This window comes from bacterium (assembly GCA_030699905.1).
Taxonomy (GTDB): Bacteria; Patescibacteriota; Minisyncoccia; order Phycocordibacterales.
The window spans coordinates 16,823-41,314 of the sequence record JAUYKQ010000022.1 but is presented as its reverse complement, the minus strand read 5'-3'; the positions used below and the strand labels follow the sequence as shown (position 1 = coordinate 41,314).

22 protein-coding genes are annotated in these 24,492 nt (G+C 42.8%); 17 read left to right on the top strand and 5 right to left on the bottom strand.

Features of this window, described 5'->3' with window-relative positions:
* The first annotated feature begins 253 nt into the window (after positions 1 to 253).
* Both Q8P86_02695 and rsmA read left to right on the top strand, forming a co-directional pair.
* Complete coding sequence (locus tag Q8P86_02695; GenBank protein MDP3996577.1) at positions 254 to 2,218, top strand: UvrD-helicase domain-containing protein; 1,965 nt, start codon at positions 254 to 256, stop codon at positions 2,216 to 2,218.
* A 107-nt stretch (positions 2,219 to 2,325) separates the two neighbouring features.
* Positions 2,326 to 3,174, top strand: a complete 849-nt coding sequence (gene rsmA / locus Q8P86_02690; protein ID MDP3996576.1) for a 16S rRNA (adenine(1518)-N(6)/adenine(1519)-N(6))-dimethyltransferase RsmA — start codon at positions 2,326 to 2,328, stop codon at positions 3,172 to 3,174.
* 232 nt (positions 3,175 to 3,406) lie between these two features.
* Here rsmA and Q8P86_02685 read toward each other — a convergent pair whose 3' ends face one another.
* On the bottom strand, positions 3,407 to 4,456 hold the full coding sequence (locus Q8P86_02685) for a peptidoglycan-binding protein (GenBank protein MDP3996575.1): 1,050 nt from the start codon (positions 4,454 to 4,456) through the stop codon (positions 3,407 to 3,409).
* Positions 4,457 to 4,566: 110 nt separating this feature from the next.
* On the opposite strand from Q8P86_02685, the gene Q8P86_02680 reads away from it, so the two are divergent.
* The 12 genes from Q8P86_02680 to Q8P86_02625 all read left to right on the top strand — a co-directional run bounded on the left by Q8P86_02680 (position 4,567) and on the right by Q8P86_02625 (position 19,073).
* Positions 4,567 to 5,526 carry a hypothetical protein gene (locus Q8P86_02680; protein ID MDP3996574.1) on the top strand — a complete coding sequence of 320 codons (960 nt, stop codon included), beginning with the start codon at positions 4,567 to 4,569 and terminating at the stop codon, positions 5,524 to 5,526.
* A gap of 130 nt (positions 5,527 to 5,656) precedes the next feature.
* Positions 5,657 to 7,522 carry a hypothetical protein gene (locus Q8P86_02675; protein MDP3996573.1) on the top strand — a complete coding sequence of 622 codons (1,866 nt, stop codon included), beginning with the start codon at positions 5,657 to 5,659 and terminating at the stop codon, positions 7,520 to 7,522.
* Positions 7,523 to 7,530: 8 nt separating this feature from the next.
* The gene (locus Q8P86_02670; GenBank protein ID MDP3996572.1) at positions 7,531 to 10,782 is read left to right on the top strand and encodes a hypothetical protein; all 3,252 of its coding nucleotides are present in this window, start codon (positions 7,531 to 7,533) and stop codon (positions 10,780 to 10,782) included.
* Positions 10,783 to 10,799: 17 nt separating this feature from the next.
* Positions 10,800 to 11,744: a hypothetical protein gene (locus tag Q8P86_02665; GenBank protein MDP3996571.1), complete on the top strand. Its 945-nt coding sequence runs from the start codon at positions 10,800 to 10,802 to the stop codon at positions 11,742 to 11,744.
* Between the two features lie 125 nt (positions 11,745 to 11,869).
* The gene (locus Q8P86_02660; GenBank protein MDP3996570.1) at positions 11,870 to 12,325 is read left to right on the top strand and encodes a PrgI family protein; all 456 of its coding nucleotides are present in this window, start codon (positions 11,870 to 11,872) and stop codon (positions 12,323 to 12,325) included.
* A 16-nt stretch (positions 12,326 to 12,341) separates the two neighbouring features.
* Positions 12,342 to 12,740: a GxxExxY protein gene (locus Q8P86_02655; GenBank protein ID MDP3996569.1), complete on the top strand. Its 399-nt coding sequence runs from the start codon at positions 12,342 to 12,344 to the stop codon at positions 12,738 to 12,740.
* Between the two features lie 91 nt (positions 12,741 to 12,831).
* A complete protein-coding gene (locus tag Q8P86_02650; protein MDP3996568.1) occupies positions 12,832 to 13,479 on the top strand; it encodes a hypothetical protein in 648 nt (215 codons plus the stop codon).
* 144 nt (positions 13,480 to 13,623) lie between these two features.
* The gene (locus Q8P86_02645; GenBank protein ID MDP3996567.1) at positions 13,624 to 15,435 is read left to right on the top strand and encodes a DUF87 domain-containing protein; all 1,812 of its coding nucleotides are present in this window, start codon (positions 13,624 to 13,626) and stop codon (positions 15,433 to 15,435) included.
* Positions 15,436 to 15,447: 12 nt separating this feature from the next.
* Positions 15,448 to 15,942 (top strand): hypothetical protein, encoded by a 495-nt coding sequence (locus Q8P86_02640; protein ID MDP3996566.1) that lies wholly within the window; start codon positions 15,448 to 15,450, stop codon positions 15,940 to 15,942.
* Positions 15,943 to 16,007: 65 nt separating this feature from the next.
* Positions 16,008 to 17,009: a hypothetical protein gene (locus Q8P86_02635; protein ID MDP3996565.1), complete on the top strand. Its 1,002-nt coding sequence runs from the start codon at positions 16,008 to 16,010 to the stop codon at positions 17,007 to 17,009.
* 4 nt (positions 17,010 to 17,013) lie between these two features.
* A complete protein-coding gene (locus Q8P86_02630) occupies positions 17,014 to 17,841 on the top strand; it encodes a pilin (GenBank protein MDP3996564.1) in 828 nt (275 codons plus the stop codon).
* Between the two features lie 11 nt (positions 17,842 to 17,852).
* A complete protein-coding gene (locus tag Q8P86_02625) occupies positions 17,853 to 19,073 on the top strand; it encodes a hypothetical protein (GenBank protein MDP3996563.1) in 1,221 nt (406 codons plus the stop codon).
* A 184-nt stretch (positions 19,074 to 19,257) separates the two neighbouring features.
* On the opposite strand, the gene Q8P86_02620 is transcribed toward Q8P86_02625, so the two are convergent.
* From Q8P86_02620 to rpmH, 4 genes are all read right to left on the bottom strand, one after another.
* Entirely contained in the window at positions 19,258 to 19,743 is a 486-nt protein-coding gene (locus Q8P86_02620) for a R3H domain-containing nucleic acid-binding protein (GenBank protein MDP3996562.1), read from the bottom strand.
* A gap of 4 nt (positions 19,744 to 19,747) precedes the next feature.
* The gene (locus Q8P86_02615) at positions 19,748 to 20,551 is read right to left on the bottom strand and encodes a YidC/Oxa1 family membrane protein insertase (GenBank protein MDP3996561.1); all 804 of its coding nucleotides are present in this window, start codon (positions 20,549 to 20,551) and stop codon (positions 19,748 to 19,750) included.
* Between the two features lie 31 nt (positions 20,552 to 20,582).
* Positions 20,583 to 20,924 carry a ribonuclease P protein component gene (rnpA, locus tag Q8P86_02610; GenBank protein ID MDP3996560.1) on the bottom strand — a complete coding sequence of 114 codons (342 nt, stop codon included), beginning with the start codon at positions 20,922 to 20,924 and terminating at the stop codon, positions 20,583 to 20,585.
* A gap of 70 nt (positions 20,925 to 20,994) precedes the next feature.
* Positions 20,995 to 21,141 carry a 50S ribosomal protein L34 gene (gene rpmH, locus Q8P86_02605; protein MDP3996559.1) on the bottom strand — a complete coding sequence of 49 codons (147 nt, stop codon included), beginning with the start codon at positions 21,139 to 21,141 and terminating at the stop codon, positions 20,995 to 20,997.
* Positions 21,142 to 21,444: 303 nt separating this feature from the next.
* Between rpmH and dnaA the strand changes: the two genes are divergently transcribed.
* The 3 genes from dnaA (at position 21,445) to Q8P86_02590 (ending at position 24,475) form a co-directional block, all read left to right on the top strand.
* The gene (gene dnaA / locus Q8P86_02600; protein MDP3996558.1) at positions 21,445 to 22,797 is read left to right on the top strand and encodes a chromosomal replication initiator protein DnaA; all 1,353 of its coding nucleotides are present in this window, start codon (positions 21,445 to 21,447) and stop codon (positions 22,795 to 22,797) included.
* 245 nt (positions 22,798 to 23,042) lie between these two features.
* Complete coding sequence (dnaN, locus tag Q8P86_02595) at positions 23,043 to 24,161, top strand: DNA polymerase III subunit beta (GenBank protein ID MDP3996557.1); 1,119 nt, start codon at positions 23,043 to 23,045, stop codon at positions 24,159 to 24,161.
* A gap of 59 nt (positions 24,162 to 24,220) precedes the next feature.
* A complete protein-coding gene (locus tag Q8P86_02590; GenBank protein MDP3996556.1) occupies positions 24,221 to 24,475 on the top strand; it encodes a hypothetical protein in 255 nt (84 codons plus the stop codon).
* The last annotated feature ends 17 nt before the right edge of the window (positions 24,476 to 24,492 follow it).

Genomic DNA, 24,492 nt, shown 5'->3' with positions numbered 1-24,492 from the left:
ATTAAGGTATTTCTGTCTTACTCTCGATAAAATGGCTTTGTATAGCCATTTAAGCTTTAGCCCCCGTAACAAACATGCTGTTCATTATATCCTCATGTGTTTAAAAGTCAATCAAAAGGTATTGGACGACAATGTCCAAAAATGTTGCCGTTAAGGCGTATTTGAAGAGGACTTTTGGTTATCCACAATTTCCTGGAACACACGACATTTTGGAATACAAAAATATTCCAAGCTACATGTTATAGTATCCCCCATGACCGACTACTTAGACGAGCTAAACGATCGACAAAAAGAAGCCGTCCTCCACAAAGACGGCCCTCTTCTTATCATAGCCGGAGCGGGGGCGGGCAAAACAAAAACAATCACCCACAGAATTCTCCATTTGATCAAAAACGGCGTACCACCGGAAAAAATCCTGGCAATCACTTTTACCAACAAAGCCGCGAAGGAGATGAAAGACAGGGTCGCGCGTTTGCTTGGCGGCAACTTTTCGCTTTCCGATTTGAATTTTAAACTCCCTCATGTTTCCACATTCCACTCTCTCGGTGTTAGAATTTTGCGTTCTGAACACTTGAAGCTCCGTCTTCCCAAGCATTTCACCATTTACGACAGGGACGACTCCAAAAAAGCCATAAGAGAAGCCATGAAAAGGGAAGGAATTGACCCAAAGTCCTTGGAACCGGGAAAGGCACTTTCAATAATAAGCCGTGAAAAAGGCGACCTTGTCACTTCCGCCGATTACGAGAAAAGAGCATCAAGAAGTTTTTTAAGCGACACCATCTCAAAAATCTGGAGGCAATATGAAAAAATACTGGAGTCGGAAAAGGCGGTGGACTTTGACGACCTTCTTTTAAAAACAGCATTTCTTTTGAAAAAAGATCCGGAAGTTCGCGCGAAGTACCAAAGAATGTGGCAGTATGTGCACATTGATGAATACCAAGACACCAACGAAGTCCAGTACCAAATCGTTAAAATAATTTCGGCGGAACACCGAAACATAACCGTCGTCGGAGATATAGACCAAAACATTTACGCGTTTCGCGGAGCCAGCATAAAAAACATTTTGGATTTTGAAAAGGATTATCCTGACGCCAAAGAGGTTCTTTTGGAAGAAAATTACCGCTCTACGCAGACAATTTTGACTGTCGCCAACCGCATTATTGAAAAAAACAAGGAAAGGAAAAAGAAAAACCTTTTCACCCGCAAAGAAGAAGGCGAGAAAGTAACGCTTTACGAAGCGTACGACCAAAACGACGAAGCTCGCTTTGTGGCGACAAAAGCCGGTGAAATTATAAACGAACGCGGTGTACCGCCCAAAGAAATAGCCGTTCTTTACAGAGCCAACTTTCAAGGACGGGCTCTTGAAGAAGCGTTTCTTGCCGCCGGAGTGCCTTATCAAGTTTTAGGAGTAAGGTTTTTTGAAAGAAAAGAAATAAAAGATGTTATTGCATATTTGAGAGCTTCGCTATCTTCCGAAAACCTTACGGATATTAAACGGATAATAAACGTTCCCACTCGCGGTATCGGCAAAGTGGCGATGCTTAAGATTTTTTCGGGAAAGGACTCCGAACTTCCGCCAAAAACCAAAGACGTATATTTTCGTTTTAAGCAAACATTGTCGGGTATAAAGGAAAAAGCTTTTAAAGAACCTTTGTCTCAAACGGTAAAATTCATCATGAAAGAGAGCGGGCTGGAAGAAGAATATCGCGACAGGGCAAAAACCCGTGGCTATGGTTCGGAGGAAGGCGCGGAAAAACTGGAAAACATGCGAGAGCTTGTAACGTACGCAACCAAATACGACAACCTAAAACCGGAAGAAGCGGTAGAAAAATTTCTAACGGAAACCGCTCTGCAGAGCGACCAGGACGAACTGAAAGAAGAACTGAACGCCGTTCGACTGTGCACCGTTCATTCATCCAAGGGTTTGGAATTTGACTACGTATTCGTAACCGGACTGGAAGACGGCCTGTTTCCACACAAAGGGTTCTCGGAAGAAGGGGAGTTAAGCGGTAAAAGAGCCGAGGAAGAACGACGCCTCTTTTACGTTGGCATTACGAGAGCGCGCGCGAAAATATATCTTTCTTGCGCCAGCACAAGAGCGATATACGGCTCTATTCAAGTAAACGTCCCGTCAGAATTTATCTTTGACATTGACGAAGAGTTTATTGAAAGGGAGGAGAGGTTTGAAGGGGGAGGAAAGACCATATACTTGGACTAAATTTATGGAACACGGGACATGGAACATGTAACAAAGACACAAGAAAATTCTTTTCTTTGCGTTTCAAAATGTTACATGTTCCGTGTGGCGTGTTCCATCGAGTGGCAATGAACTACCGAAATAAAAACAAAATATTAGAAGATAAAGAACGTTTGTTTCCTCGCAAATCATTAGGCCAGCATTTTTTGAAAGACAGAAACATTTTGAAAAAAATTGTTGACGCCGCCGAACTGTCGCCGGAAGATGCGGTGCTTGAAGTCGGGCCCGGAGAGGGAACTTTAACAGAACTTCTTTTGGAAAAAGCGGGCAGAGTCATTGCCGTTGAAAAAGACGCGCGCCTCATCCCGAAACTGGGCGAGAAATTCAAACAAGAAATTGATAACGGACATTTAATTCTACTCAATAAGGACATATTGGAATTGGATTTCAATGACTTGTGTTCCATGTTGCATGTTCCATGTTACAAGATAGTAGCCAACCTGCCTTACTACATTACCGGTCAATTTTTGCGGAAATTTTTAAGTACAGAGAAACAGCCGGAAATGATGGTTGTTCTTCTTCAAAAAGAAGTGGCTAAGCGGATTGTTGGGCAGGGCGCCACCTCCACCAAAAGCGACAGGCCAAAAAAAGAGAGCTTGCTTTCAATAAGCGTCAAGGCGTACGGAAACCCGATTTACATTGACACCGTAAAAGCAGGCAGTTTTTCGCCACCGCCAAAAGTGGACTCGGCGATTTTAAAAATAGAAAATATTTCAAAGAAAAACTTTGAAAAAATCTCTGAAGAAAAGTTTTTTGAAATTTTAAAAAAAGGATTCTCAAGCAAACGAAAACTTCTTTCAAGTAATCTGGGTATCAAGGCCGACATTTTTGTTTCATGCGGGATAGAAGTGAAATCTCGCGCCGAAGACGTTTCTTTGGAAAAATGGAAGAAGCTCACGGAAAAAATAATGAATTAACCGCTCTTTCCTTTAAGGGACTGTTACCGAATATCCATTTTGGCTGATTTCCCCAAAATTCGGCTGCGGCTTGTTTCAAATTTTTGGCCAATACTTCCAGCATTAAGCCATAAATTTGAAACTTCGCCTCGCACGAATTTTGAAAAAATCACCTCAAAAGCCTATTCGGCAACAATCCCTTAATTTCTTAATGAATTCTTGACTCTTCTCTCTTGTTTCTTCTTTCGCGATTCTACGGTGTCCGTGACGAACCCAACCTCGGCGAGGTTTGCCCTTGAGAAGGCAAACTTACACAAGATATTCCGGCATAGAATTGACATTGGCCTCCTTGCTGGTAAAAACCGACAAGCCACCGCGTAAATGGCGTATTATAAGAAAGATATGCCTGCGCGCCCTGATAGTGAGTAAGAAGCGCTATGTACCTTGGTGGAAAAGGTCTCATTGTTATAAGCCAGTTCCCCGAACAAGTGCAGAGGAACGGGAAAATCACCATACTACCAAAACATATCTGGTTACCCTGTTCGCATCTGCCTTGTGGCGCTTGGGCATGAGCTGTTGGCAGAAGATAGTTCCCTATGTTGCTGAAAAAACTCCCGAAGCTCGGGCCATTTGTGTCGTAGATAGAGCTAAAATCAGGAAGTTCGTTGTTCTTTAGTTGTTCTTGCAAAAAAAGCGCTTGATAATCGGTAGTTGTGGCCAGCGCTTCAGTGACTTTTTCCTGCATAAAATCAAGCTCCTCAAGCGAGTAGCCCTGTTCGGACCCAACAGTTCTAATAGCCCCGACAAACTCTTCATAATGTTCAAAGTTCGGATGATTTTCATATCCTTCCGGAATATTTGGATTCTTCATTGGCTCTTCCACGGCAATTTTCGTCTCATCCGAGTTCATAATTTCCGGCCTTTGACCATGACTCTCCGAGGACTGGATTTCAGTTCTAAAATCATAAATTTCGTTTATCTTGGCCCTTGTCATTCCACCGACATACCCCGTAGCGTAATAAAGTCCTATGGGCAAAAGTACGTCCTGACGATATTTATTCTGAAAAGAAATCACCGCCTTTTTTGTCAAATTACCGAAATATTCCGTCTCATTACCCAAAGAGCCCTGCCCGCTTAAAGCGAGAGCGGTGTCCGGGTCCTGATTTAGAAAAACTTGGAGAGCGCGAACGTCTTCTCCTCTGCTCCCAACCCGCAAATCGCGCGAAAGTTGAAGGGCCGACGACACCGTGGGCGTGGCGCAAATTAAAACCACCAAAACAAAAAGGGAAGAAGTTCTAAACATGCAATGATTATACACCCGAAAAGCCGGTCGCCCAAAACTTGGGTTCCGGAAAGTCGCGTTGTGCCAGACAAATATTCGTATTGGTTTACGCTTCGTAGTATAATTTTATCATGCGAATATTACTAACTTTGGCAATCTCCACCGCCATCATAGCTTCCGGCGCTTACTTTTATTTTTCCGGTAAAAATGGTGGCAGTCACAATATAGCCGTGGGAGAAAGCATGTCGGCCGAAAGGCAAGAGTTCTTATCAAAAGACAGTGACAACGACGGCCTTAAGGACTGGGAAGAGGAGCTTTGGGGGACTGACCCGTTTAATCCGGACACTGACAAAGACGGTACGTCCGATTTTGACGAAGTTAGAGATGGCAGAGACCCGACAAAGGCGGGGCCAAACGACAAAATGGACAGTGACACGGCCTCTAAAAAGATAAATCCGGAAATAGAAGCCGATTTAAGCGAAACAGACAAACTCGGTCGCGAGCTTTTTGCCGAATACATAGGCGAAAAAAACGTCGGAAGCTCTCCTTCTTTGGCAAATTATCAGGAAATATTGCTCAAAGCCATGGAAAGAGGAGAGACAGAGCCGGAAAAAATATATGGCATAAACAACTTAAATACATCTCCGGACAAAACCGTCGCTTTTTTAAAGGAATACGGCAACAATGTTGGGGATATACTGTCACGCACACCGAAAGAGCAGTATGAACACGAACTTTTCCTCTTTCAGAAGGCCTCTGAAACGGAGAAAGCGGACGCTTTTGATGAATACGACGGAATTATCGCCTTTTACAGCCAGGCGAGAAACGACTTGCTCGCCATGAAGGTTCCGGAAGACGCCTCTTCGTCCCATTTGCTACTCGTCAATAGTTTTACGGCCATAATAGACGGACTTAAAGATATGCGAAAACTTTTGACCGACCCCGTAAAGGCAATGTCGGGTTTCCGCCTTTACGCGGCCGGAGCTGAAAACATCGCCAAGTCCATAAAAAATATTTCTGCTTTTTTCAATGAGAGAGGAATTTCTTTTACACAGAATGAAGGTGGTTACTTGTTTAGTTCCGAGATATAATTAAATCAACATGGAGCATGAAACATGCAACATAAAACATTAAGAGATTATTTGTTCTTAAAATCTCTATTGTTGCGTACTGCAAGTTATATAGAAATATAGCATGTAAGCTTCTTGTTTCGGCGCACAAATGTATAACAAGAATTTTGCTTGGAAAAAAGGAGTGGTGCTTTTCCTTGTCGTCTCCATTACGGCGTCAGGCGTGCTTTTTACGCGACCGCAAAAAACTGACGCATTTCTCGGCTGTCTTCTTAACAAATTTATCGGAAAAGGTATAACCGCCGCTTCAGGCGCGGCAGACGCAGCCACTTCCGTTCCAATATATAGCCGAATTCTTACTTCGCTGGTAGGAGACATAAAGGCAGAAGAGCAAGCCCAGACAACTAAAGAATGCGTCTGGGACTTTGCCGTTAAAGTTGTCGGCAAAATACTTATAAAACAGATTACCAAGTCAATAGTAACTTGGATAAACAGCGGTTTTAATGGCTCGCCGTCTTTCGTTACGAACATTGACGGATTTATGGAAGACATAGGAGACCAGGTGATAGGCGAGTCAATAAGGAGCTTGGGTGGTATAGGAGAACTGCTTTGCAGTCCTTTTGACGTGGACTTGCGTTTTGCTTTGAATATTCATTTTTCAGCCACCTATAGCGACTATGTGGCCTGTCGTCTGACGGATATTCAAAAAAATGTCCAAAATGCTTTTTCAGGCGGTACTTTCGGCGGGCGAGCGGGCTGGAATCAGTGGTTTGCTCTTCATTCAAGTCCGCAAAACAACCCCTACGGCTCTTTCTTGTCTCTCACAAGCAACATGGAAGCCAAAATAGCCGGAAGACATGAAATAGGTTTGAGAAAACTTGATTGGGGTCGCGGTTTTATGTCTTGGGAGACCTGCCCTTCCGGCGATACCGACAGCGAAGACGCATACGCGGAACGTCTACAGGGTAAATGCACTATAAATACACCCGGTTCCGTTATAGAAGGCCAACTGCAGGAGGTTTTGCCATCACAACTTCGTGAACTGGAGGTGGCAGATGAAATAAATGAAATAATGAACGCTTTAATGAACCAAGCGTTAGTACAAGTCATAAGCGCCACGGGGCTCGCCGGAACAAGTCGCCCTCGCTCCGACCAAAGAGGGTCATATTTTGACACTTTTGTTAGCGGAAACACAGACGATGACTTTAACAGAGAAGTAGCCGGCGCAATCGCTGAAATACCCCCGGGAATCGGCATTGAATGCGAACAATTCAACAGAGACAAATATGTTGTCCGAGAGAATATCGTCTATTTACAACCGTATTTGCTGGGGAGTGGAACTTTTGGAGCAGAAGATCGCCCAATGAAAGACGACCAGACGCCATGGACAGTCGGTGAATATGAAGCCGTTAAAAATTACTGCGCGGGCCAAACCTTGCGTGGACACTACACAGGCGAGGATGCCAACAGGCCGGAAGATGGCACTTCCCAGCTCGGAACAACACCCGAAGAGATAGAAAGCCAACGAGAAAATATCGCTCTTTTAAAAAAGACAAAACAGTCCAGCACATACCATTTCAACGATTTGATATCGTTTTATTCCGACCAAGCCGTGGACGGCAGCACATCTCTCAGTTCAATGACAGGAGAACAGTCGTCTGAAAGCTGGTGGGAGGTAGATTTGGCGGAAGACAATTCTGGAAAGTTCTACGTCATAGAAGATATGGATAAAATAGAAATAGTGTCAAGAGGAACCGATTGGAGTTCCTACTTTAAAGTGTTTCTTTCCAACACGCCGTTTAAAGCGAACGCCACCACACCGGAACTCATAAGCGACCCCAACGTGGACGCTTACGACGTCTTCAGCAACCTATCTTCCGTAACGATAGAAATCCCGACTGGCCCGAGGCGGTATATAAGGATGCAAAGACAAGAAGGAGGTCTCTTGGCCTTTGGTGAAGTTCGTGTTTACGGAATTCAAAAAAGAAGCGACGCGCCGGCAGTGCTTGAACAATAAAAAAACGGATGAAAAAAATCATTGTTTACACTTTTATAGCGATAACATTAGCGACGAGTATCTTCTCGCCATTTTCGGCAGGGGAAGCAGTGGCACAGGGGGTTGGGCAGGGAATAGTAGATGCTGTTACGAGTGTGGCGAATGTGGCTATTCCGTTAACTAACTTTGTGCCACAAGGAAGTCCATGTCTTCCAACACCAAGCAGTTGGGACACTAAGAAATGTATCGCCTCTGTTGTCACGATGACATCAGAGCTTGTAATGAGCGTGGCCGGACTTTTTCTTTGGGCATCGGGACAAATTTTAGACCTTTCCATATCACACACGGTTAATTTTTCGGCTTTTCTTGAGAAGGTTCCGGTTGTTGATATTGGCTGGACTATTTTTCGCGACATAGCAAATATTATTTTTATCTTTATTCTTCTTTACATATCCATAAGCACGATACTTGGTCTTTCGGGGGGTAGTACAAAACGCATGCTTGCCACTTTGGTAATTTCGGCTCTTCTCATAAACTTCTCTCTTTTCATTTCAAAAGCCGTTATAGACGCGGCCAACATAATGACAATACATTTTTACGACCGCATATTGAGCGCGGACCCGGATACAGGGGAGCCGAGTTTTTCCGCCAGTTTTATGGAAGGCCTAAAACTCTCTACTCTTTACAAAACCCAAGACATAGGCAGAGTGTCTTCCGAGGACGCTTTGGAGCGTATCGGCGACAACCCGGCAGATAAAACGCTAAACTTTGGAAATATACTCATAATAACGGCCGGCGGGACCATCTTGATACTGGTAACGGCTTTTACATTTTTAGCAACGGCGCTTATGTTTCTCGGCCGAGCGGTAGCGTTGATTTTCCTCATGATACTGTCGCCCTTGGCTTTCGCGGTTCTTGTACTGCCGGGTCTTTCGGGAAAATCGCGCCAGTGGTGGGATTTGCTTATAAAACAGTCATTTTTCGCTCCGGCGTTTATGGCCCTCGCTTATGTTGTCGCTTCCGCCATTCACAGCGACGCTTTTAGAAATTTCTTATACGACGCAAGTTACGTGGCGGCATTTACAAGCGGGGCAAAGATGGAGATATTGCTTTCGTTTATTGTTCTTACCATGCTTATGTACGGTTGTCTTATCGTAGCCCAGCAGATAGGAGGCAAAACGGCGGAATTTGGAATGAAAGTCGCCGATATGGCAAAGAATAAAATCGCCGGAGGCGCGGGTTGGGCGGCAGGCAGAGGATTTACCAGATTGTTGAGGGAGGGAGGTCTTGGCTTACCCGGAGTACGCTATAACAGCGAAACCGGAAAGATGAATATTTTAGGTATTGGCCGAGGGGGCGACTCTAAAACACTTGGGTTCAAGTGGCACGGTGGAGAAAAAAACAGAGCGTTATCTACCCGAGAACTTAACGATAAAATGCAGGAAAGCGCCTTCTGGAAAGGAAATATTACAAGTGCTTTAAGGGAAAGTACCGTAGGAAAATTGGTAAATACTAAATTTGCCGGTCGTTCAACAGAAGAAGCTTTTCAAAGAGACCAGCGTCTTGCCGGCGAACGCTACAAAATAGAGGAACGCAGTGACGCCATAAACCAAATAAATGCAGGGTCGGATGAAATGAACACCGCCAAAGAAGAACTGAAGAAAAACGAAATGGTCAAAACCGCCGAAAACACAAAGTCCGTAAATCAGAGGAGTGTCCAAAAAATCCGCGATGCCGAAAAAGCCATAGAAAACGCGAAAGACAAGATGGAAAAGGCCGAAGAAAAAGTCGCCTCCGCTTTGACGCGACTTTCCGGAAAAGAATTCGTCAAATTCATGCCCGAAGACCTGCTTTCTGATCCTAAGATTATGCAACGCGCCACAAGCGCGCAAATTGACGCCCTGATGGAGGATAATGAGAAGTATGTAAATCAGGGAGATAAGGAAAAAATGCTTGCCGCCCGACACAACCGTCTTGTCGGCAGAAAAGAAAATGTTGATACCGCAAAAATAGAGGCGAAATACAACAACATTGATACCGCTCAAAAAATAATTAACAGCCAAAAATTACTTCCTAAAGCCAGCCGAAACGCCCAAGTAATAGAAGGAGCTGAAAAAGTTATTAAAAATGCCCGAAAAGAGATTAGCAACCTACAGGACGGAATGGGCTTTGTGCAAAAATACGAGATGGAAACCGCGGCATGGCAAAAAAGCATGGAAAAATGGGAAGAGGACATCAAAGCGTGGAAATCGGCCGGAGGGACAGAAGAAAATAAACCGCAAGTGCCGCCAAGGCCAAGTATGTACGCTATAGACAAGAAACTTTTTGACGATATGCGCGCCATGTCTTCAAGTGAAATGGACCATTTGTTCTTCGGACTTAATAAGGAAGAGCTTATGAAAAATGTCGGGGTGATGCAGATGCTTCGTGGCGGGCAAATACAAGATATAATGAAAAGTTCCAAATACACCAGAGAACAGAAAGACGGCTTGCGCGAACTTAAATTCCAAACTCACCAAGACGCCATTGACATGGCTTACGGCATTAAACTGTCGTTGCCGAAAGAAGAGAGAAAGAAGATGCGCAAACTTCTTATCAAAGACGATGACGAACGTTTTAGAATGAGATGGCAAGACATTGAAGCCACACTGAAAGACAAACTGAAAGAGGATGGAAAAAGCCAACCGGAGATTGACGCGGAAATTGAAGCCGCAAAACTTCGCCACGGTGCCCACGAATCAATGATGCGTGAAGCCAACGACGGAAAAACGGACGGAGAGCTCGCGGAAATGGCAGAGAAAAAAATTAATACAAATCCTTTTGCAGTCAGAACTTTCGGCCCGGGTGTAATCAAAAAGTTTGTCGGCAACATGGACCGCGGAGACCTGAAAGACCCCCTGAAGGCCATTATGTGGGAGTATGAAAAAGAGAAAACAGACCCAACAGGTAAATACCTTATGACGGAAGAGTCGTTCCAAACCCTAAAAAGAATGGTGAAAGAGAAAGAATACGCGCCACTGCTTACGACACTGGAAGGAGAAGTTCTCCCTAATGGCACACCGGTAGAAATGCCGGACGAGAACACCATACGAAATTTTGAAGCAACCCATAAAGGAAAAAGGACGGCTAACGTCATCCGAGGAAGGCAAGGCGGGACAGGAGGAGGACAACCGCCACCACAAGGCCAAGGAGCAGGCGCCACTCCAAGAGGAGGTCAAAACCCACAGCCACCAGGTCCCACGACAGGCACAACAACAACGGGAAACGCGGGTACTCCTTAAAAATCAAAAAATAAACTATGGTTACATACGATGATATAAAACTTCATATAGAGATAGACGAAAGCAATATGCCTCAAAAAGTGAAAGAGGCGATAAAAGCCGTGCCTGTGGCGGAGCCGATTGTAGAAATAGGGAGTAGCCGAGAACTTACCATTCATGAAATCGGTGAAATATATAACGCCACGGAAGAACTTATCTTAGGTAAAATGTTAGCCGCGGATTTCGTAGAAAATATCAGATCAAGAATGGAAACGGAAAACAAGAAAAAGGCGCCGGAAATAGCTGACGCTATAAACAAACAAGTGCTTTTAAAAATACGGGAAGCAATGAGAGGAAACGGACAAAAGCATGAATCAGAGGTTGTTAATCAAGAACCAAAAGCCGTAAACCAAGAATTAGAGAGCGAGAACCAGAAACTAAAGAGGGCGGAAAAAAACATACCGAAAGTACCGGAGAATTTGCCGGTGGCAGAAGCGACAGAACAGGGAGCATGGAAAAAAGAACAGAAAGACAGAGAGCCGAATACGGTTTCTGATTCCAATTCATTAAATACCGAGAACTTGCCTCCTCGTTCCCATACCCAAAGAAAGCCGGCTTATGGGGGGATGGGAACGTTTGATCCGAATTCAACTTTTAAAAATCAAAATTTAAAATCAGAAGACCGGGAAGAACGCTCTAAACCGCCTGAACCGGCGCCAAAAACGTCTTTTGCGGAGCACGAAAGTCCGAAAGAAGAAATGCCAAGCAGAGAAAAAATACTCTCTGAAATAGAGAAGCCGGAAAATTATTTGCCTCCTTCGCCCCGAAAGGACACGGAACATGGAACACGAAACATGGAGCAAAAAAAACAAGAAGGAACGATTATGCAAGAAAGTATAGAGACGCGCAGTACTGTCCCGCCTCAAAGCCACGGCGTACCGAAGCAATACACGATGGATCCTTATAGAGAACCGACAGAGTAGCATAATGCAAATGCTACGAACGACATGCGAATACTACGAAAACCTTCTTCTTATCCCTTCTTCTTATTCGTAGTATTCGCATAGTTCGTAGGTTCGCATTTAATTCGTAGGTTCGCATTATAATTATGAAATTTCAAGTCCCCCAATTCATAGAAGTAGAGGACAAAATTTTCGGTCCTCTTACAATAAAACAGTTTATATACCTCGCCGGTGGGGGAGGTTTGGCTTTTATCGTTTACCGTTTTTCTCCACTTCCTTTTTTCATTACGCTGTTTCTCATAATCCCGGTAATACTTTTGGCCCTGGCTTTAGCGTTCTATAAAGTCAACAACAAATCATTTATCGCCGTCTTGGAAGCGGCGATAAAGTATTTTTTCGGAAACAAGCTTTATATTTGGAAAAAAACTCCGAAAACGCCCGAACACAGAGAAAAAGACGAGAAAGAAGAACCAACTCTCTTTGTTCATCGTCTTTCTGACAGTAAACTTAAAGACCTGACATGGAGCTTGGATATCGCGGAAAATGTCAACTTGGGAGCGAATGAAAGTATGGGGAAAAATAATGCGAATACTACGAAATAAATGCGAATACTACGAAATGGAAACCAATGATTCAAAAATACTATACAAGGATTTATCGTATAAACTTAATGGCTTGTTTTTTGCAATTCATAAGGAATTAGGATGGCAGAGAAGCGAAAAATCTTATGCTGACGCTTTAGAGCAGAAATTAAAGGATAATAATATATCATATGAAAGAGAAATGCCCTTGTTGCCTTCATTTACCGGAGAAGGGGAAAGACGAAACGTGCCGGATTTCGTGATTAACGGTATAATAATCATTGACCTCAAAGCCAAGCGCTTTATATCAACAGACGACTACTATCAAATGAGAAGATACTTATCGGCAAGTGACTTGAGATTAGGAATTATTGTAAATTTCCGCCAGTATAGGATTTATCCGAAACGAGTTCTACTCCCATCAGACCGTTCGTAGTATTCGCATAGTTCGTAGGTTCGCATTATAGATTTCCGTAGTATTCGCATAGTTCGTAGGTTCGCATTTAATTCGTAGGTTCGCATTAACTATGGCCTTAAACGCTAAACCAACCCAGGACTTTGTCCCCATAAAAGAAGTCCGAGATGGCATCGTTGTTTTAAAAGATGGGGGCATGCGGGGGCTACTTTTGGCCTCATCGCTAAACTTCGCCTTAAAATCGGCTGAAAACCAGCAGGCAATAATATCTCAATTCCAAAATTTCTTAAACTCATTGGATTTTCCAGTTCAGATATACATGCAATCGCGCCGTCTTGATATTCGTCCCTATATCGCTCTTTTGGAGGAAAGGTACAAGGAACAACTGACGGAGCTTATGAAAATACAAACACGGGAGTATATAGGTTTTATCAAGGACTTTACGGAGAGCGCCAACATAATGACCAAGACCTTTTTCATTGTTATCCCTTTCACGCCGACGTTTTTGCAGGGCAAAAGTGGAGGTCTGTCAAACATCACGGGCATTGTGGGCAGAAAGGAGAAAAAAGAGAACGTGGAACAAAGAATGGAGATTTTTGAAGAAAACAGAAGCCAACTTGAACAGCGGATGAGTGTCGTTGAACAAGGACTTCTCCGCACGGGGATAAGAGTGGCGAAGTTAGGCACCGAAGAAGTGGTAGAATTGTTTTATAAGATTTTCAATCCGGGGGATACCGAGAAGCCGATACAAATCAATTAAATATAATGCAAATGCTACGAACGAAATGCGAATACTACGAAAGTCCTCTTCCTGTTCGTAGTATTCGCATAGTTCGTAGGTTCGCATTATAGATTTCCGTAGTATTCACATTTAATTTGTAAATTGGAATTATATTAATTGTATATGGGACTTTTAGACATATTCAAAAAGAAAAAGCAGCCGGAAATAACATCCATTCTGCCTCAAGAAATATATGAGGCGGGTGTTTTAGAGTTAAAAGACGTTATCGCTCCGTCCGCCCTTAAAGTCACGCCTCGCGCTCTTAACTTGGGCGACAAAATCGTCCGAACTTTTTTTGTTATTTCCTACCCGCGTTTTCTCACTGAAGGGTGGTTTTCACCTATTATAAATTTAGACAAAATATTTGATATCTCAATCTATATTCATCCCGTGGAAACATCCAAGGTTTTGAGACAATTTCAGAAAAAAGTGGCTGAAGTTCAAAGTCAAATACATACAAGAGAAGACAAGGGTCTTGTGCGAGACCCCATGCTGGATACGGCCTATCAGGACTTGGAACGCCTGCGCGACGACTTGATGCAGGCCCAAGAGCGCCTTTTCGACGTAGGACTTTATATTTCAATTTACGGGGAATCCGAAGAAGAGCTTGACAAAGTGGAATCGGAAATAAAATCCATTTTGGAATCAAAATTGGTTTACGTAAAACCGGCTCTGTTCCAACAGGAAAACGGTTTTAAAACAGTACTGCCAACCGAAACGGACAAACTTTTGGTTCATTCCAAACTTAACTCTTCACCTCTTTCTTCTCTTTTTCCATTTATTTCTTTTGACCTCACTTCCGACAAGGGAATTCTATACGGAATAAACAGACACAACTCTTCGCTTGTTCTTTTTGACCGATTTTCGCTGGACAACTACAACTCAATAACCTTCGCCAAGTCGGGTTCGGGAAAATCCTACGCCACGAAATTGGAAATACTTCGGACCCTCATGTTTGAAACGGAGGTTTTGGTCATAGACCCCGAAAGAGAATATGAATATCTTGCCGAAGCGGTTGGTGGAAAATATTTCAATATTTCACTCAATTCAGAACACCACATAAATCCGTTTGACTTGCCTACGCCGAGAGAAGACGAGTCCGGTTCGGACGTTTTGCGTTCGCATATAATAAACTTAGTCGGACTTTTCCGTATCATGATGGGAGGACTTACACCGGAAGAAGACGCCGTCATAGACCGCGCCATCACGGAGACCTACGCGCTGAAAGATATAACTCCGGATACCGATTTTGGCAATATTGAACCTCCACTTCTGTCCGATTTTGAACTGGTTCTTGCCGGAATGGAGGGCGGGGAGTCGCTGGCTCAACGCCTGTCAAAATACACTCGCGGGACTTGGGCCGGATTTATAAACCGACCTTCAAACGTTGATATAGACGGAAAATTTGTCGTGTTTTCTCTGCGAGACATGGAAGAAGAGCTAAAGCCCGTGGCGATGTATATTGTAACCCACCATATTTGGAATGCCATACGAAAAAACCTGAAAAAACGCCTGCTTGTAATAGACGAGGCATGGTGGATGATGAAATCGGAAGATACGGCATCTTTCCTTTTGGGGCTTGCCAAAAGAGGCCGGAAATATTATTTGGGAGTTGCCACCATCACACAAGACGTTGACGACTTTCTGAAATCCCCGTACGGTCTTCCCATAATCACCAACTCTTCAATACAAATCCTTTTGAAACAATCGCCATCAAGCATTGACAGAATACAAAAGACATTTAATTTAACGGACGAAGAAAAATATCTGCTTTTGGAATCGGACGTGGGAGAGGGGATTTTCTTTGTGGGACTTAAACACGTAGCCATAAAAATAATTTCTTCCTATACCGAAGACCAGATAATCACATCTGACCCTTCACAGCTTTTGGCTATTAAGAAGGCCAAAAACGACCTCAAAACCGCTACAGGATAAAATAATCAGCAAATGAATGAGCAAAGTGAACAACGAAAAAAAATAATTCCTTTCGTGGTAAGCGCCCCTCTCCTTACTTTGGCGGCTATATTTGACGTAGTAAACGGTTTAATCAACTTGATACCGGCAGTAGGACAAACCATTTCCGTAACGGTCACGGTTATCGCTTATATGATTTTCGGCTTAATCTTTTCGTTGATGGGAGTGCGGATTATGACAAAGAAAAGGGCGGCCAGATTCTTTGGTCCGATGTTCATAGAAATGATTCCGATTATAAATGTTTTGCCTGGCATATTCTTAAGTGTTTTGCTCACGATACTCATTCAGAATTTTGAAAGCAAAATAGCCGTGGTAGCGGTAAAAAATGTAAGAAGGGGAAAGAATCTGCAAAACCGATTGAAAAAAGGACTTGGAACGGCCACTGCCGAAAATGCGAGTAAGTTGGTAAAAACGACTGCAAGTTACAGACCGCCACCCTATCCCTCCTCTTTACCTAAAGAATCTTAAACTTTTACCTGCACAAGAAAAAGATTTTGGGGTAGAATATAGTCATGTTGCATGTTACATTGCGTATGAAAACAACACTGAAAAAAACACTTGTAATTCTATTTTTTGCTATTTCTTTTATTCTTCCGGGCGTCGCGCATGCCCAATTCGGCTCTAATATTTCCGAAAACCTTTCTGTTACCTTAAATCCTCCGCGACCGGGGCCTAACGAGCTCACCACTATCCGAGTGGAAAGTTATCTGGTGAACCTGAACACGGCCGAGATAGCGTGGTTTGTAAACGGCACCCTTCAGAAGAAAGCCCGTGGCGATAAAAGTTTTGCTTTTACGACCGGAAACTTAGGGAGTAGGAGCGAGATTACGGTCGTCATTACGTTTGACGACGGCGCGACATACCCTAAAACCTTGACCATATATCCCGCGGACGTAACTTTGCTTTGGGAAACAGAAAGCTACACTCCGCCATTTTACAAAGGCAAGTCGTATTTTCCCCATCAAGGCGTGGTAAGAGCTGTCGCCATTCCCAACATCATAAACTCATCCGGTAGGCGTCTTTCAGTAAATGAAGTTGTTTTTACTTGGAAAAAAGACGGCAGAGTATTGGGGGATAAATCCGGCTTGGGCAAGGACACTTTCATAGCGGAAGGCGGCACACCTTCGCGAACGGTAACAATCGCCGTTGAAGTTACGGCGGAAGACAACCAGTACGTCGCAGAATCGTCTTTTTCAGTAAGTCCCGTAAGGTCAGAAGTCGTCCTGTACGAAAAAAGCCCTCTTTATGGCATTTTTTACAACAACGCTTTAAATTCTCCTTACCAAATGAAAGACCAAGAGGTTGAAGTGGCGGCAGTGCCTTTTTTCTTCACGACCACGGGACGCGACTCGCTCCAATATGCTTGGAATATAAACGGTAGCGCGATTTTAGGGGGACAAGGAGGTTCTCCTGACATCACCTTAAGAAACGATCGCTCTGTCTCCGGTTCTTCTTTTATTTCGCTTCGGGTCACGAACACGGAGAGGATGTTCCAGTTCTCGGACAACAACATTGTTGTTTCTTTCGGCGAATAACACCATGTTAACTAAAAAAATTTTATTGAAAACAGTTTTGGCGGTAGTCGTGTTTGCGATTCTTTTTGGCGTAGGTGACAATGTTATCGCCCAAAGCAACGACACCTACGTGCCTCTTGCGCCGATTGAAGGAACTTTCGCTGAGTCAACGGGAAAAACCAGCTTGACCACATACATAGCCGGCGCGTTTCGCATAGCGATCGCCCTGTGTGGCGTTTTGGCGTTTCTAATGATAGTTATAGGCGGTTTCCAATATATGTCCACAGACGCCATAGGTGGCAAAACGGAGGGCAAAGAGAGAATACTTCAGGCCGTAGGCGGATTGGTGCTCGCTTTGTCTTCTTGGCTTATAATAAACACATTAAACCCCGAACTTCTGTCGCTTGAGGGCATAAACAAAATAGAGCCCCTTAGTGAAAAGATCGCCCAAACAAACCTTTTGTCGCAGTCGGCGCCGGTGCCTACCATAGGCGAGCGATTGAGAGAGGAACGGCGGGAAGTTGAAAGTTTGGAAAGGGAGGCCGAGGCGCTCCAGTCAGCCGGCCAAACTGAAGAAGCGGAGGCCAAGAAAGATGAGGCCCTGTTGGCAAGAGACGAGGCCGTCAGTAATTCCATTAAGGTGACTTCAGCGGGCGTCAATAGGGCATTACAGTCAAACGACCCTGAAGAAGCCCGTAGGGCTTTAAACACTTACGTCACAAGTGTAAGTAAAAGACTTGACAGTTTGCGAAAACAAGAAGTTTACAGCCCGGAAGCCATTGCCGAAATATCGGATTTTCACCGCATGATTTCAGCGAGGTACCTGGAAAAAATTATAGCTTTAGAAGAGTAGTAATATTTAAAATGTCCAGAAAAACCGCGTTTATCATCATAATAGTTATTGTCCTTATTCTTTTGGGCGTTCTTTTTTGGCTTTATAGTTCGCAGAGTGAAAAAGATGGCGGGATGTTCGGAGAGTTTCCAACTTCTCCTATATTTCCGGGAGGCGGTTCGGGAGGTGAAGAAGAACCTACGGAAGAACAGGGGGGAGGGACGTTTACCGAAAACCCGCGCCTTCTTAACAAGATTTCAGAGACCCCCGTGGCCGGAGCGTCTATATTTTCAAAAACAGAAGACGACGAAGAAACAGTGTACATAAGACACGTTGACCGCGGTATAGGAAATATTTTTGAAACAGACCTGCGAACTTTAGAGCAGATTCGCATATCAAACAAAACCATACCGAAAGTTTACGAAGCCCTATGGAAAAACGACGGTAGCGAGGTAATACTGCGCTATCTTGACGAAAGCGAAAGGATAATAAGTTTTCACGCGGAAATATCGGATGAACTGCCGGAAGAAGAGACCTTGCAAGGAACCTTTCTTCCGCAAGGTATTCCTCATATCGCTGTTTCGCCGGACAGTTCTTCCATTTTTTACATTTCTCCGAACTCGGGAGGCAGTACAGGCATAACGGCCGATTTTGACGGGGGAGGCAGAAGTCAGATATGGTCGTCTCCTCTTCGGGAATGGTTGCCATCATGGGCGTCTCTTTCAACCGTCGCTTTGTTTTCCAAACCGGGGTTTGCAGTCGCAGGTTCATTGTTTTTTGTAAACAACCAAAACGGAGCCGTGAGAAATATTTTGAATGATGTTTCAGGTCTTACGGCGTTGCCAAACCCGGACGGAACTCTGATTTTGCTTTCCTCGGGAGACAGGACGGGCTTGAGTACGAGCGTTCTTACCGTTTCAGATGGAAAAACGGAAAACTTTCTGACGACAACTATGCCTGAAAAATGCGTCTGGAGCCGTGAAGAAACATCCACTGTTTACTGCGCGGTGCCTATTACACTGCCTCAAGCCGCTTATCCCGATGAATGGTACAAGGGGAAAGTGTCTTTTCTTGACGACATATGGAAAATTGACGTGGAAACCGGACTAAGTGAATTTGTCGCGAACCTGAAATCGGAATCGGGTGAAGAAATAGACGCCATAGAATTAAAACTATCTCCAAATGAGGACTATTTGATATTCACAAACAAAAAAGACCTTTCTCTATGGTCTTTAAAACTTGAAAACCTTTAGCGTTTTTTTCTGACTCAATTGGTTATTGACTTTTGTTGAATTACGAAATACAGCGACCCCCCAGGGAAAACTCCCAAAAAAGTGACCGCTCCAAGGGCGCTTGCCCGGTCTTAGTCACTTTTTTGGGAGTTTTCCCTGGGGGGAGGGGTAAAGCGGATGTTTAGTAATTCACAATGACTTTGAATTACGCGCTTGTTTTGCCCACATATTTGATCACAATCCTTCTTTCTCTTCCCACACCCTCCGACTCCGTCTTTAAATCACCGACGCCCTGAAACATAGTGTGAATAAGCATTCTCTCGTAAGAAGACATGGGAGGCAGTGGTACATCAACGCCAAAAGAACGCGCTCGTTCGGCCATTATGCCGGCTCTGGTTTTTAGCTCGGCCAAAAGCTTTTCTTGATAGTTGTTTATGTCAACGTAAAACTTGGTTGCCTCTTCATAGTTTTCGTCTCCATGTATATTTTTAGCCGCTATTTTTTTCAAAATAAGATTAAAAGCGTTTAAAGTGCCTCCTCCATTCCCTATAAGAAGCCCTGAGTCATCCGTTTTAACAATAAAACACATCATCCTTCCTGTTTCGTCAGTGCGGACTTCTATGGGCTCATGATTGATATCCATGCGCTCTAAAATGTCGGATATTATACTTTTAATCTTTTCCTGTTCCATAAATTTATTTTCCTCCATACGCCACTTTACCACTAATTTTCTGTTGCGAATCTTTTTGCTGTTTTTCCGCCTTAACCTTGTTCCTCATATACAGCTCCTGTCCAATTGCAAAAAGGTTGCTTGTTATCCAGTATAGAGCTATGACAGAAGGTATGGTGGGAAATATACGCGAAAACGGCGGAAACGGATACAGTATCACAAAAATCAAAATCGGCATCATTATTCTCATCTGCGAATTCAAACTTTTTGCCAAGTCCTGTTTGAAGTCGCCTTTGGCAGAGCCGTTTTGAGACGGCAAAGGCATTGCAAGCCGTATTTGGAAATATTGAGTTAGAGCCGCCAAAAACGCCAATATAAAACTGGACTGGCTCAAGTCAAAAATACCCAAAAAATGCATTCCGACTTCCGACACCGGCACAAAAGAGTACAGAAGGTGCTCCTGAAGAACCGGCAGACCTCTAAAAAACATGAAGTACAGAGAAAGGAGAATTGGAATCTGTATTAAAACCAAAAGAAGTCCTGAAAAAGGGTTTATGCCATTTTCTTTATAAAAAGACATTATGGCGCGAGCTTGCTCTTCTTTGTTGTTTTTATATTTTTCCTTTATTACATTCATTCCGCTTTCCATTTCCCGCATTTTTAGCTGTGTTCTGGTGGCTTTTGTGGAAAGAGGGAACAGCGCCAATTTTATTATCAAAGTAAAGATTATAACCGCAAAACCGGCGTTTCCACCGGGTAAAATACTTATAAGTAGAACCAGTCCGTTATAAAGGGGCCCGTATACCGCCGCGACAAAAAAAGCTTTCATCCGGCTATTGTAGCTTATTTTTCGTCTCTTTTCAAATCAGAATACGCGCTTTTCCAAGCAAATTTTTCATTTCTCCCTCCAAATCATCGCGTTGAAGGTCTGAAATATCGCGTTTAAGAAAAAAAATCCCCGCGAATCCGGACTTTATGACGGGAAAAACGACTCTTAAAACCGCCATCGCTTTTCTTTTTATTTTATTTCTATAGACAGCTTTGGAAGCCAGTCGTTTTGGAACGGCCACGGTAAACCTTTTTTCTTTATCATTTTCAAGTTTCAGCAGGCGAAAGGTTAGAAAAACCGAGTCAAATCTAAATCCGGAACGCAAAACTTGATTAAACAAAGCCGTGGAAACGCGTTTGGATTTTGGTAACATTGGGAGTCCTTAAGAACCTACCTTAAATTACGAGCTATTGGAGTTTACGCCCCCATTAGGAGTGTTGACTTTAGCGGTGAGAGCTTACGGAGAGATTTTTTCTGCCTTTTCTCATTCTCCTTTTAAGAATATTTCTGCCTGATTTGGTTTTTGAGCGAACTAAAAACCCGTGTGTTTTGGCTCTTTTTCTCTTTTTTGGTTTGTAAGTAAATGACATGGTGTGTAGCGTGTAGCGTGTAGCGTGTAGCGTCAGAGTATTTCTTTCCCGGCGTTACACGTTACAAGTTACACGTTTTAGATTATGGTATTACACGTTACAAGCTACGCGTTTCGGTTATCCACAATTAATACACATATTATTAACATAAACGGATGTTTTTCACAAGTTTTAATTTACGCTCAAAGGAGTATACTGTGATGACTTAACTTCTGTAACTAAACAATCTTCACTCTCTTTGCAAGCATCTTTCTAACTTTTTGCGATTCGGTCTCGGGTTATAAGTTATTAGTTTGATTATATATGGACAACAAACAACTCTGGGACAGCGCGCTTGTTGATATTGAACTTTCTGTTTCAAAGGCCAATTTCAGCACATGGTTTAAAGACACTTACGTCCTCAAACAAGAGGGTGGAACGGTACATTTGGCTGTTCCCAACCCATTCGTGCGTACGTGGCTTCAGGACAAGTATCATAAATTTATCCTGAAATCACTGCGTAACCTTTCTGAAAATGTCCGCTCTTTGGAGTATATAGTCGCGAAAAACGATCAACGGAAAACAGAGAATCGTAATCCGTTAGGTAGCCAACCCATAAACTCCAATACAGAACTGCCACTCGAAGAAAACCGTATAAACAAAGACAGTAATTTAAACCCGCGCTACACTTTTGAAGCCTTCGTAGTCGGACCTTTTAATGAGCTGGCCCATGCCGCCTCCCAAGCAATAGTAAAAAGGCCGGGAAGTGTATACAACCCTCTTTTTGTCCATGGAAACACAGGGCACGGCAAAACACACCTTATACAAGCAATCGGCAACCAAATAAAGAAGAATTTTCCGGAAAAAAAGGTTTATTACATAAACTCGGAGCGTTTCGTAACCGAGCTTGTAAACGCCATCCAATCAAACAGAATAAACCAATTCAAAGAAAATTATCGGAAATACGACGTTTTGATAATGGACGACATTCAATTCGTGGCTAATAAAGAAAAAAGCCAAGAGGAGCTTTTCCACCTTTTCAACGGCCTTTACGAAAACAACAAACAAATCATATTTTCATCCGATAAACATCCGAACTTTATTCCAAACCTTGAAGACCGATTAAAGACACGTTTTGCCGCCGGAATGATAGTGGATATACCCGCCCCCGACCACGAATCTCGCCTCGCAATACTAAGGACCAAGTTCTCTCAACATGACGTTTTGATGTCCGATGATGCCCTTGAATTTATAGCGGTAACCACGGGGGGCAGTGTGAGGGAATTGGAAGGTCTCGTGAACGGAATAATATGCCAAACGCATTTAAAAGGCAGGGAACTTAACATAAATGAAATAAAAGGCCTTGTAAAAAATAATGACCAGCCAAAAAAGGCGGTGGCAATAAAAGATGTTATAAAAATAATAGCCGACTTTTATAACATAGAGGAACAGAGCATATATGAAAAAACCAGACGAAAGGAAATAGTGAAGCCAAGACAACTGGCTATGTATATTTTAAGAGAAGAGTGTAATGTTTCTTTCCCCCTTATAGGCCAAAAACTTGGAGGTCGCGACCACACCACCGTCATACATTCTTGTGAAAAAATAAAAAATGAATTGAAAACCGATTCCATATTAGCAGGGGAGATCACTCAAATAAAATCCATGATAAGTTGAAAAACCTGTTGATTACCTGTTGAAAACCTTCTTATATCCACTGGATAACCCGCTAAAAACTTTAAAGTTTTCCACAGGTAACATTTAAATTTTTTACTTAACCCCAAACAATCCCACTCAACACAAAAGTAATCCACAGTTAAAAACATTAAAAACACTTTATTTTAAAGCACCAAACCCATAACATCCCCATATCCACACCCTTAGTAGTAGTAATAATCTCTTTAAATATAAAATATACTAAAATGAAGGAACAACAAGGTCTTAAAATCAGTTGCGTTAAAGAAAAACTCAAACAAGCGCTTTTTCTTGTTGAAAGGGTGACAGGAAGAAACACTACGTTACCGATACTTTCTTGTGTTTTATTGAAAGCTAATGATAAAAAAGTTTCGTTGCAAGCGACAAATTTGGATATGGGTATAGATGTTACTTTTCCCGCCAAAGTTGAAAATGAAGGTGTTTCGGCCATTCCCGGCAGTGTTTTGTATTCTTTTGTTTCAAATTTACAAACAGAAGGCGGTGTTTCTTTTGATGGACAAAATGGCGCTGTTTCTATTTCTTCGGAGCAAAATAAAACTTCAATAAAAACATTAAACCATGATGATTTTCCAACAATACCAAAACTTTCGGGGGAAGATTTGTTTACTATGCCGGCTTCGGATATTGTCAGGGGTTTTAAGTCAGTTTGGTATAGCGCGGCGGTTTCCAGTATGAAACCGGAGCTTTCGTCGGTATATATTTATCCCGATGGTCAGACGGTTGTTTTTGTGGCGACTGACTCTTTTCGGTTGGCGGAAAAAAGGGTGAAAAGAAAACAAGATAAAAAATTTCCACCCATCCTTGTTCCGTTTAAAAACATCCCGGAGATGATAAAAGTTTTGGAGGCAAAAAACGAGGATGTTGAGGTTCATATAGGTTCCAATCAGGTTTCTTTTGTTTTTTCCGATGTCTATTTAACATCAAGGATAATAGAAGGGTCGTTCCCCGACTATAAGCAGATTTTGGCAAAAGAATTCAAAACAGAAGCCATTGTGTTAAAACAAGACCTTTTAAGTTCGCTAAAAATCGCTTCTGTGTTTTCCGATAATTTCAACCAAGTAAATATTTCAGTTGACCCTCAAAAGAAAAACTGTGAGATAAAAACAAAAAACAACGAGATAGGTGAAAACTATAACACTTTAAAGGCGTCGGTAACCGGAGAAGCTGTTGATATAAGTTTTAACTATAAATACATTTCGGACTGTCTTGCTTCCATTGAAGCGGATAGCGTTTCTCTCTCCTTTAACGGGTCCGGTAAACCTCTTGTAATAAGGGGTGAAAATAACTCCACATTCACTTATTTGGTGATGCCTATGAATAAATAGTGGTAGGACAGTGGATTAGTTTGATGGGTTGGTTCTACTCTGGATACTTTTTTGTTGCTATGCATCAAATATCTATTTATTTAGAAAAATTTAAAAACGCCGAAACAGATGCTGTTTCGGCAAAAACCGCTATTATTGAAGCTGTTTTTGAGGTTGTGAAGCGTCCTTTGAAAAAGGAAAACGTTTCTTTTGAGAATGGCAGGATAAAAATAATGGCTGGGCCCGCTCTTAAGAGTGAAATTTTTATGCGTCAAAAAGAAGTGTTTGCCGCTATTGAGTCAAAAATAGGAAGGAAGATTGAAAAGTTTTTTTGAAATTTGGGTGAGAGTGT

What these genes read in the sequence shown, in the direction of transcription:
- Q8P86_02695 (MDP3996577.1), top strand. Translation starts at nt 254, where the DNA reads ATGACCGACTACTTAGACGAGCTAAACGATCGACAAAAAGAAGCCGTC.
- rsmA (MDP3996576.1), top strand. Translation starts at nt 2,326, where the DNA reads ATGAACTACCGAAATAAAAACAAAATATTAGAAGATAAAGAACGTTTG.
- Q8P86_02685 (MDP3996575.1), bottom strand. Translation starts at nt 4,456, where the DNA reads ATGTTTAGAACTTCTTCCCTTTTTGTTTTGGTGGTTTTAATTTGCGCC.
- Q8P86_02680 (MDP3996574.1), top strand. Translation starts at nt 4,567, where the DNA reads ATGCGAATATTACTAACTTTGGCAATCTCCACCGCCATCATAGCTTCC.
- Q8P86_02675 (MDP3996573.1), top strand. Translation starts at nt 5,657, where the DNA reads ATGTATAACAAGAATTTTGCTTGGAAAAAAGGAGTGGTGCTTTTCCTT.
- Q8P86_02670 (MDP3996572.1), top strand. Translation starts at nt 7,531, where the DNA reads ATGAAAAAAATCATTGTTTACACTTTTATAGCGATAACATTAGCGACG.
- Q8P86_02665 (MDP3996571.1), top strand. Translation starts at nt 10,800, where the DNA reads ATGGTTACATACGATGATATAAAACTTCATATAGAGATAGACGAAAGC.
- Q8P86_02660 (MDP3996570.1), top strand. Translation starts at nt 11,870, where the DNA reads ATGAAATTTCAAGTCCCCCAATTCATAGAAGTAGAGGACAAAATTTTC.
- Q8P86_02655 (MDP3996569.1), top strand. Translation starts at nt 12,342, where the DNA reads ATGGAAACCAATGATTCAAAAATACTATACAAGGATTTATCGTATAAA.
- Q8P86_02650 (MDP3996568.1), top strand. Translation starts at nt 12,832, where the DNA reads ATGGCCTTAAACGCTAAACCAACCCAGGACTTTGTCCCCATAAAAGAA.
- Q8P86_02645 (MDP3996567.1), top strand. Translation starts at nt 13,624, where the DNA reads ATGGGACTTTTAGACATATTCAAAAAGAAAAAGCAGCCGGAAATAACA.
- Q8P86_02640 (MDP3996566.1), top strand. Translation starts at nt 15,448, where the DNA reads ATGAATGAGCAAAGTGAACAACGAAAAAAAATAATTCCTTTCGTGGTA.
- Q8P86_02635 (MDP3996565.1), top strand. Translation starts at nt 16,008, where the DNA reads ATGAAAACAACACTGAAAAAAACACTTGTAATTCTATTTTTTGCTATT.
- Q8P86_02630 (MDP3996564.1), top strand. Translation starts at nt 17,014, where the DNA reads ATGTTAACTAAAAAAATTTTATTGAAAACAGTTTTGGCGGTAGTCGTG.
- Q8P86_02625 (MDP3996563.1), top strand. Translation starts at nt 17,853, where the DNA reads ATGTCCAGAAAAACCGCGTTTATCATCATAATAGTTATTGTCCTTATT.
- Q8P86_02620 (MDP3996562.1), bottom strand. Translation starts at nt 19,743, where the DNA reads ATGGAACAGGAAAAGATTAAAAGTATAATATCCGACATTTTAGAGCGC.
- Q8P86_02615 (MDP3996561.1), bottom strand. Translation starts at nt 20,551, where the DNA reads ATGAAAGCTTTTTTTGTCGCGGCGGTATACGGGCCCCTTTATAACGGA.
- rnpA (MDP3996560.1), bottom strand. Translation starts at nt 20,924, where the DNA reads ATGTTACCAAAATCCAAACGCGTTTCCACGGCTTTGTTTAATCAAGTT.
- rpmH (MDP3996559.1), bottom strand. Translation starts at nt 21,141, where the DNA reads ATGTCATTTACTTACAAACCAAAAAAGAGAAAAAGAGCCAAAACACAC.
- dnaA (MDP3996558.1), top strand. Translation starts at nt 21,445, where the DNA reads ATGGACAACAAACAACTCTGGGACAGCGCGCTTGTTGATATTGAACTT.
- dnaN (MDP3996557.1), top strand. Translation starts at nt 23,043, where the DNA reads ATGAAGGAACAACAAGGTCTTAAAATCAGTTGCGTTAAAGAAAAACTC.
- Q8P86_02590 (MDP3996556.1), top strand. Translation starts at nt 24,221, where the DNA reads ATGCATCAAATATCTATTTATTTAGAAAAATTTAAAAACGCCGAAACA.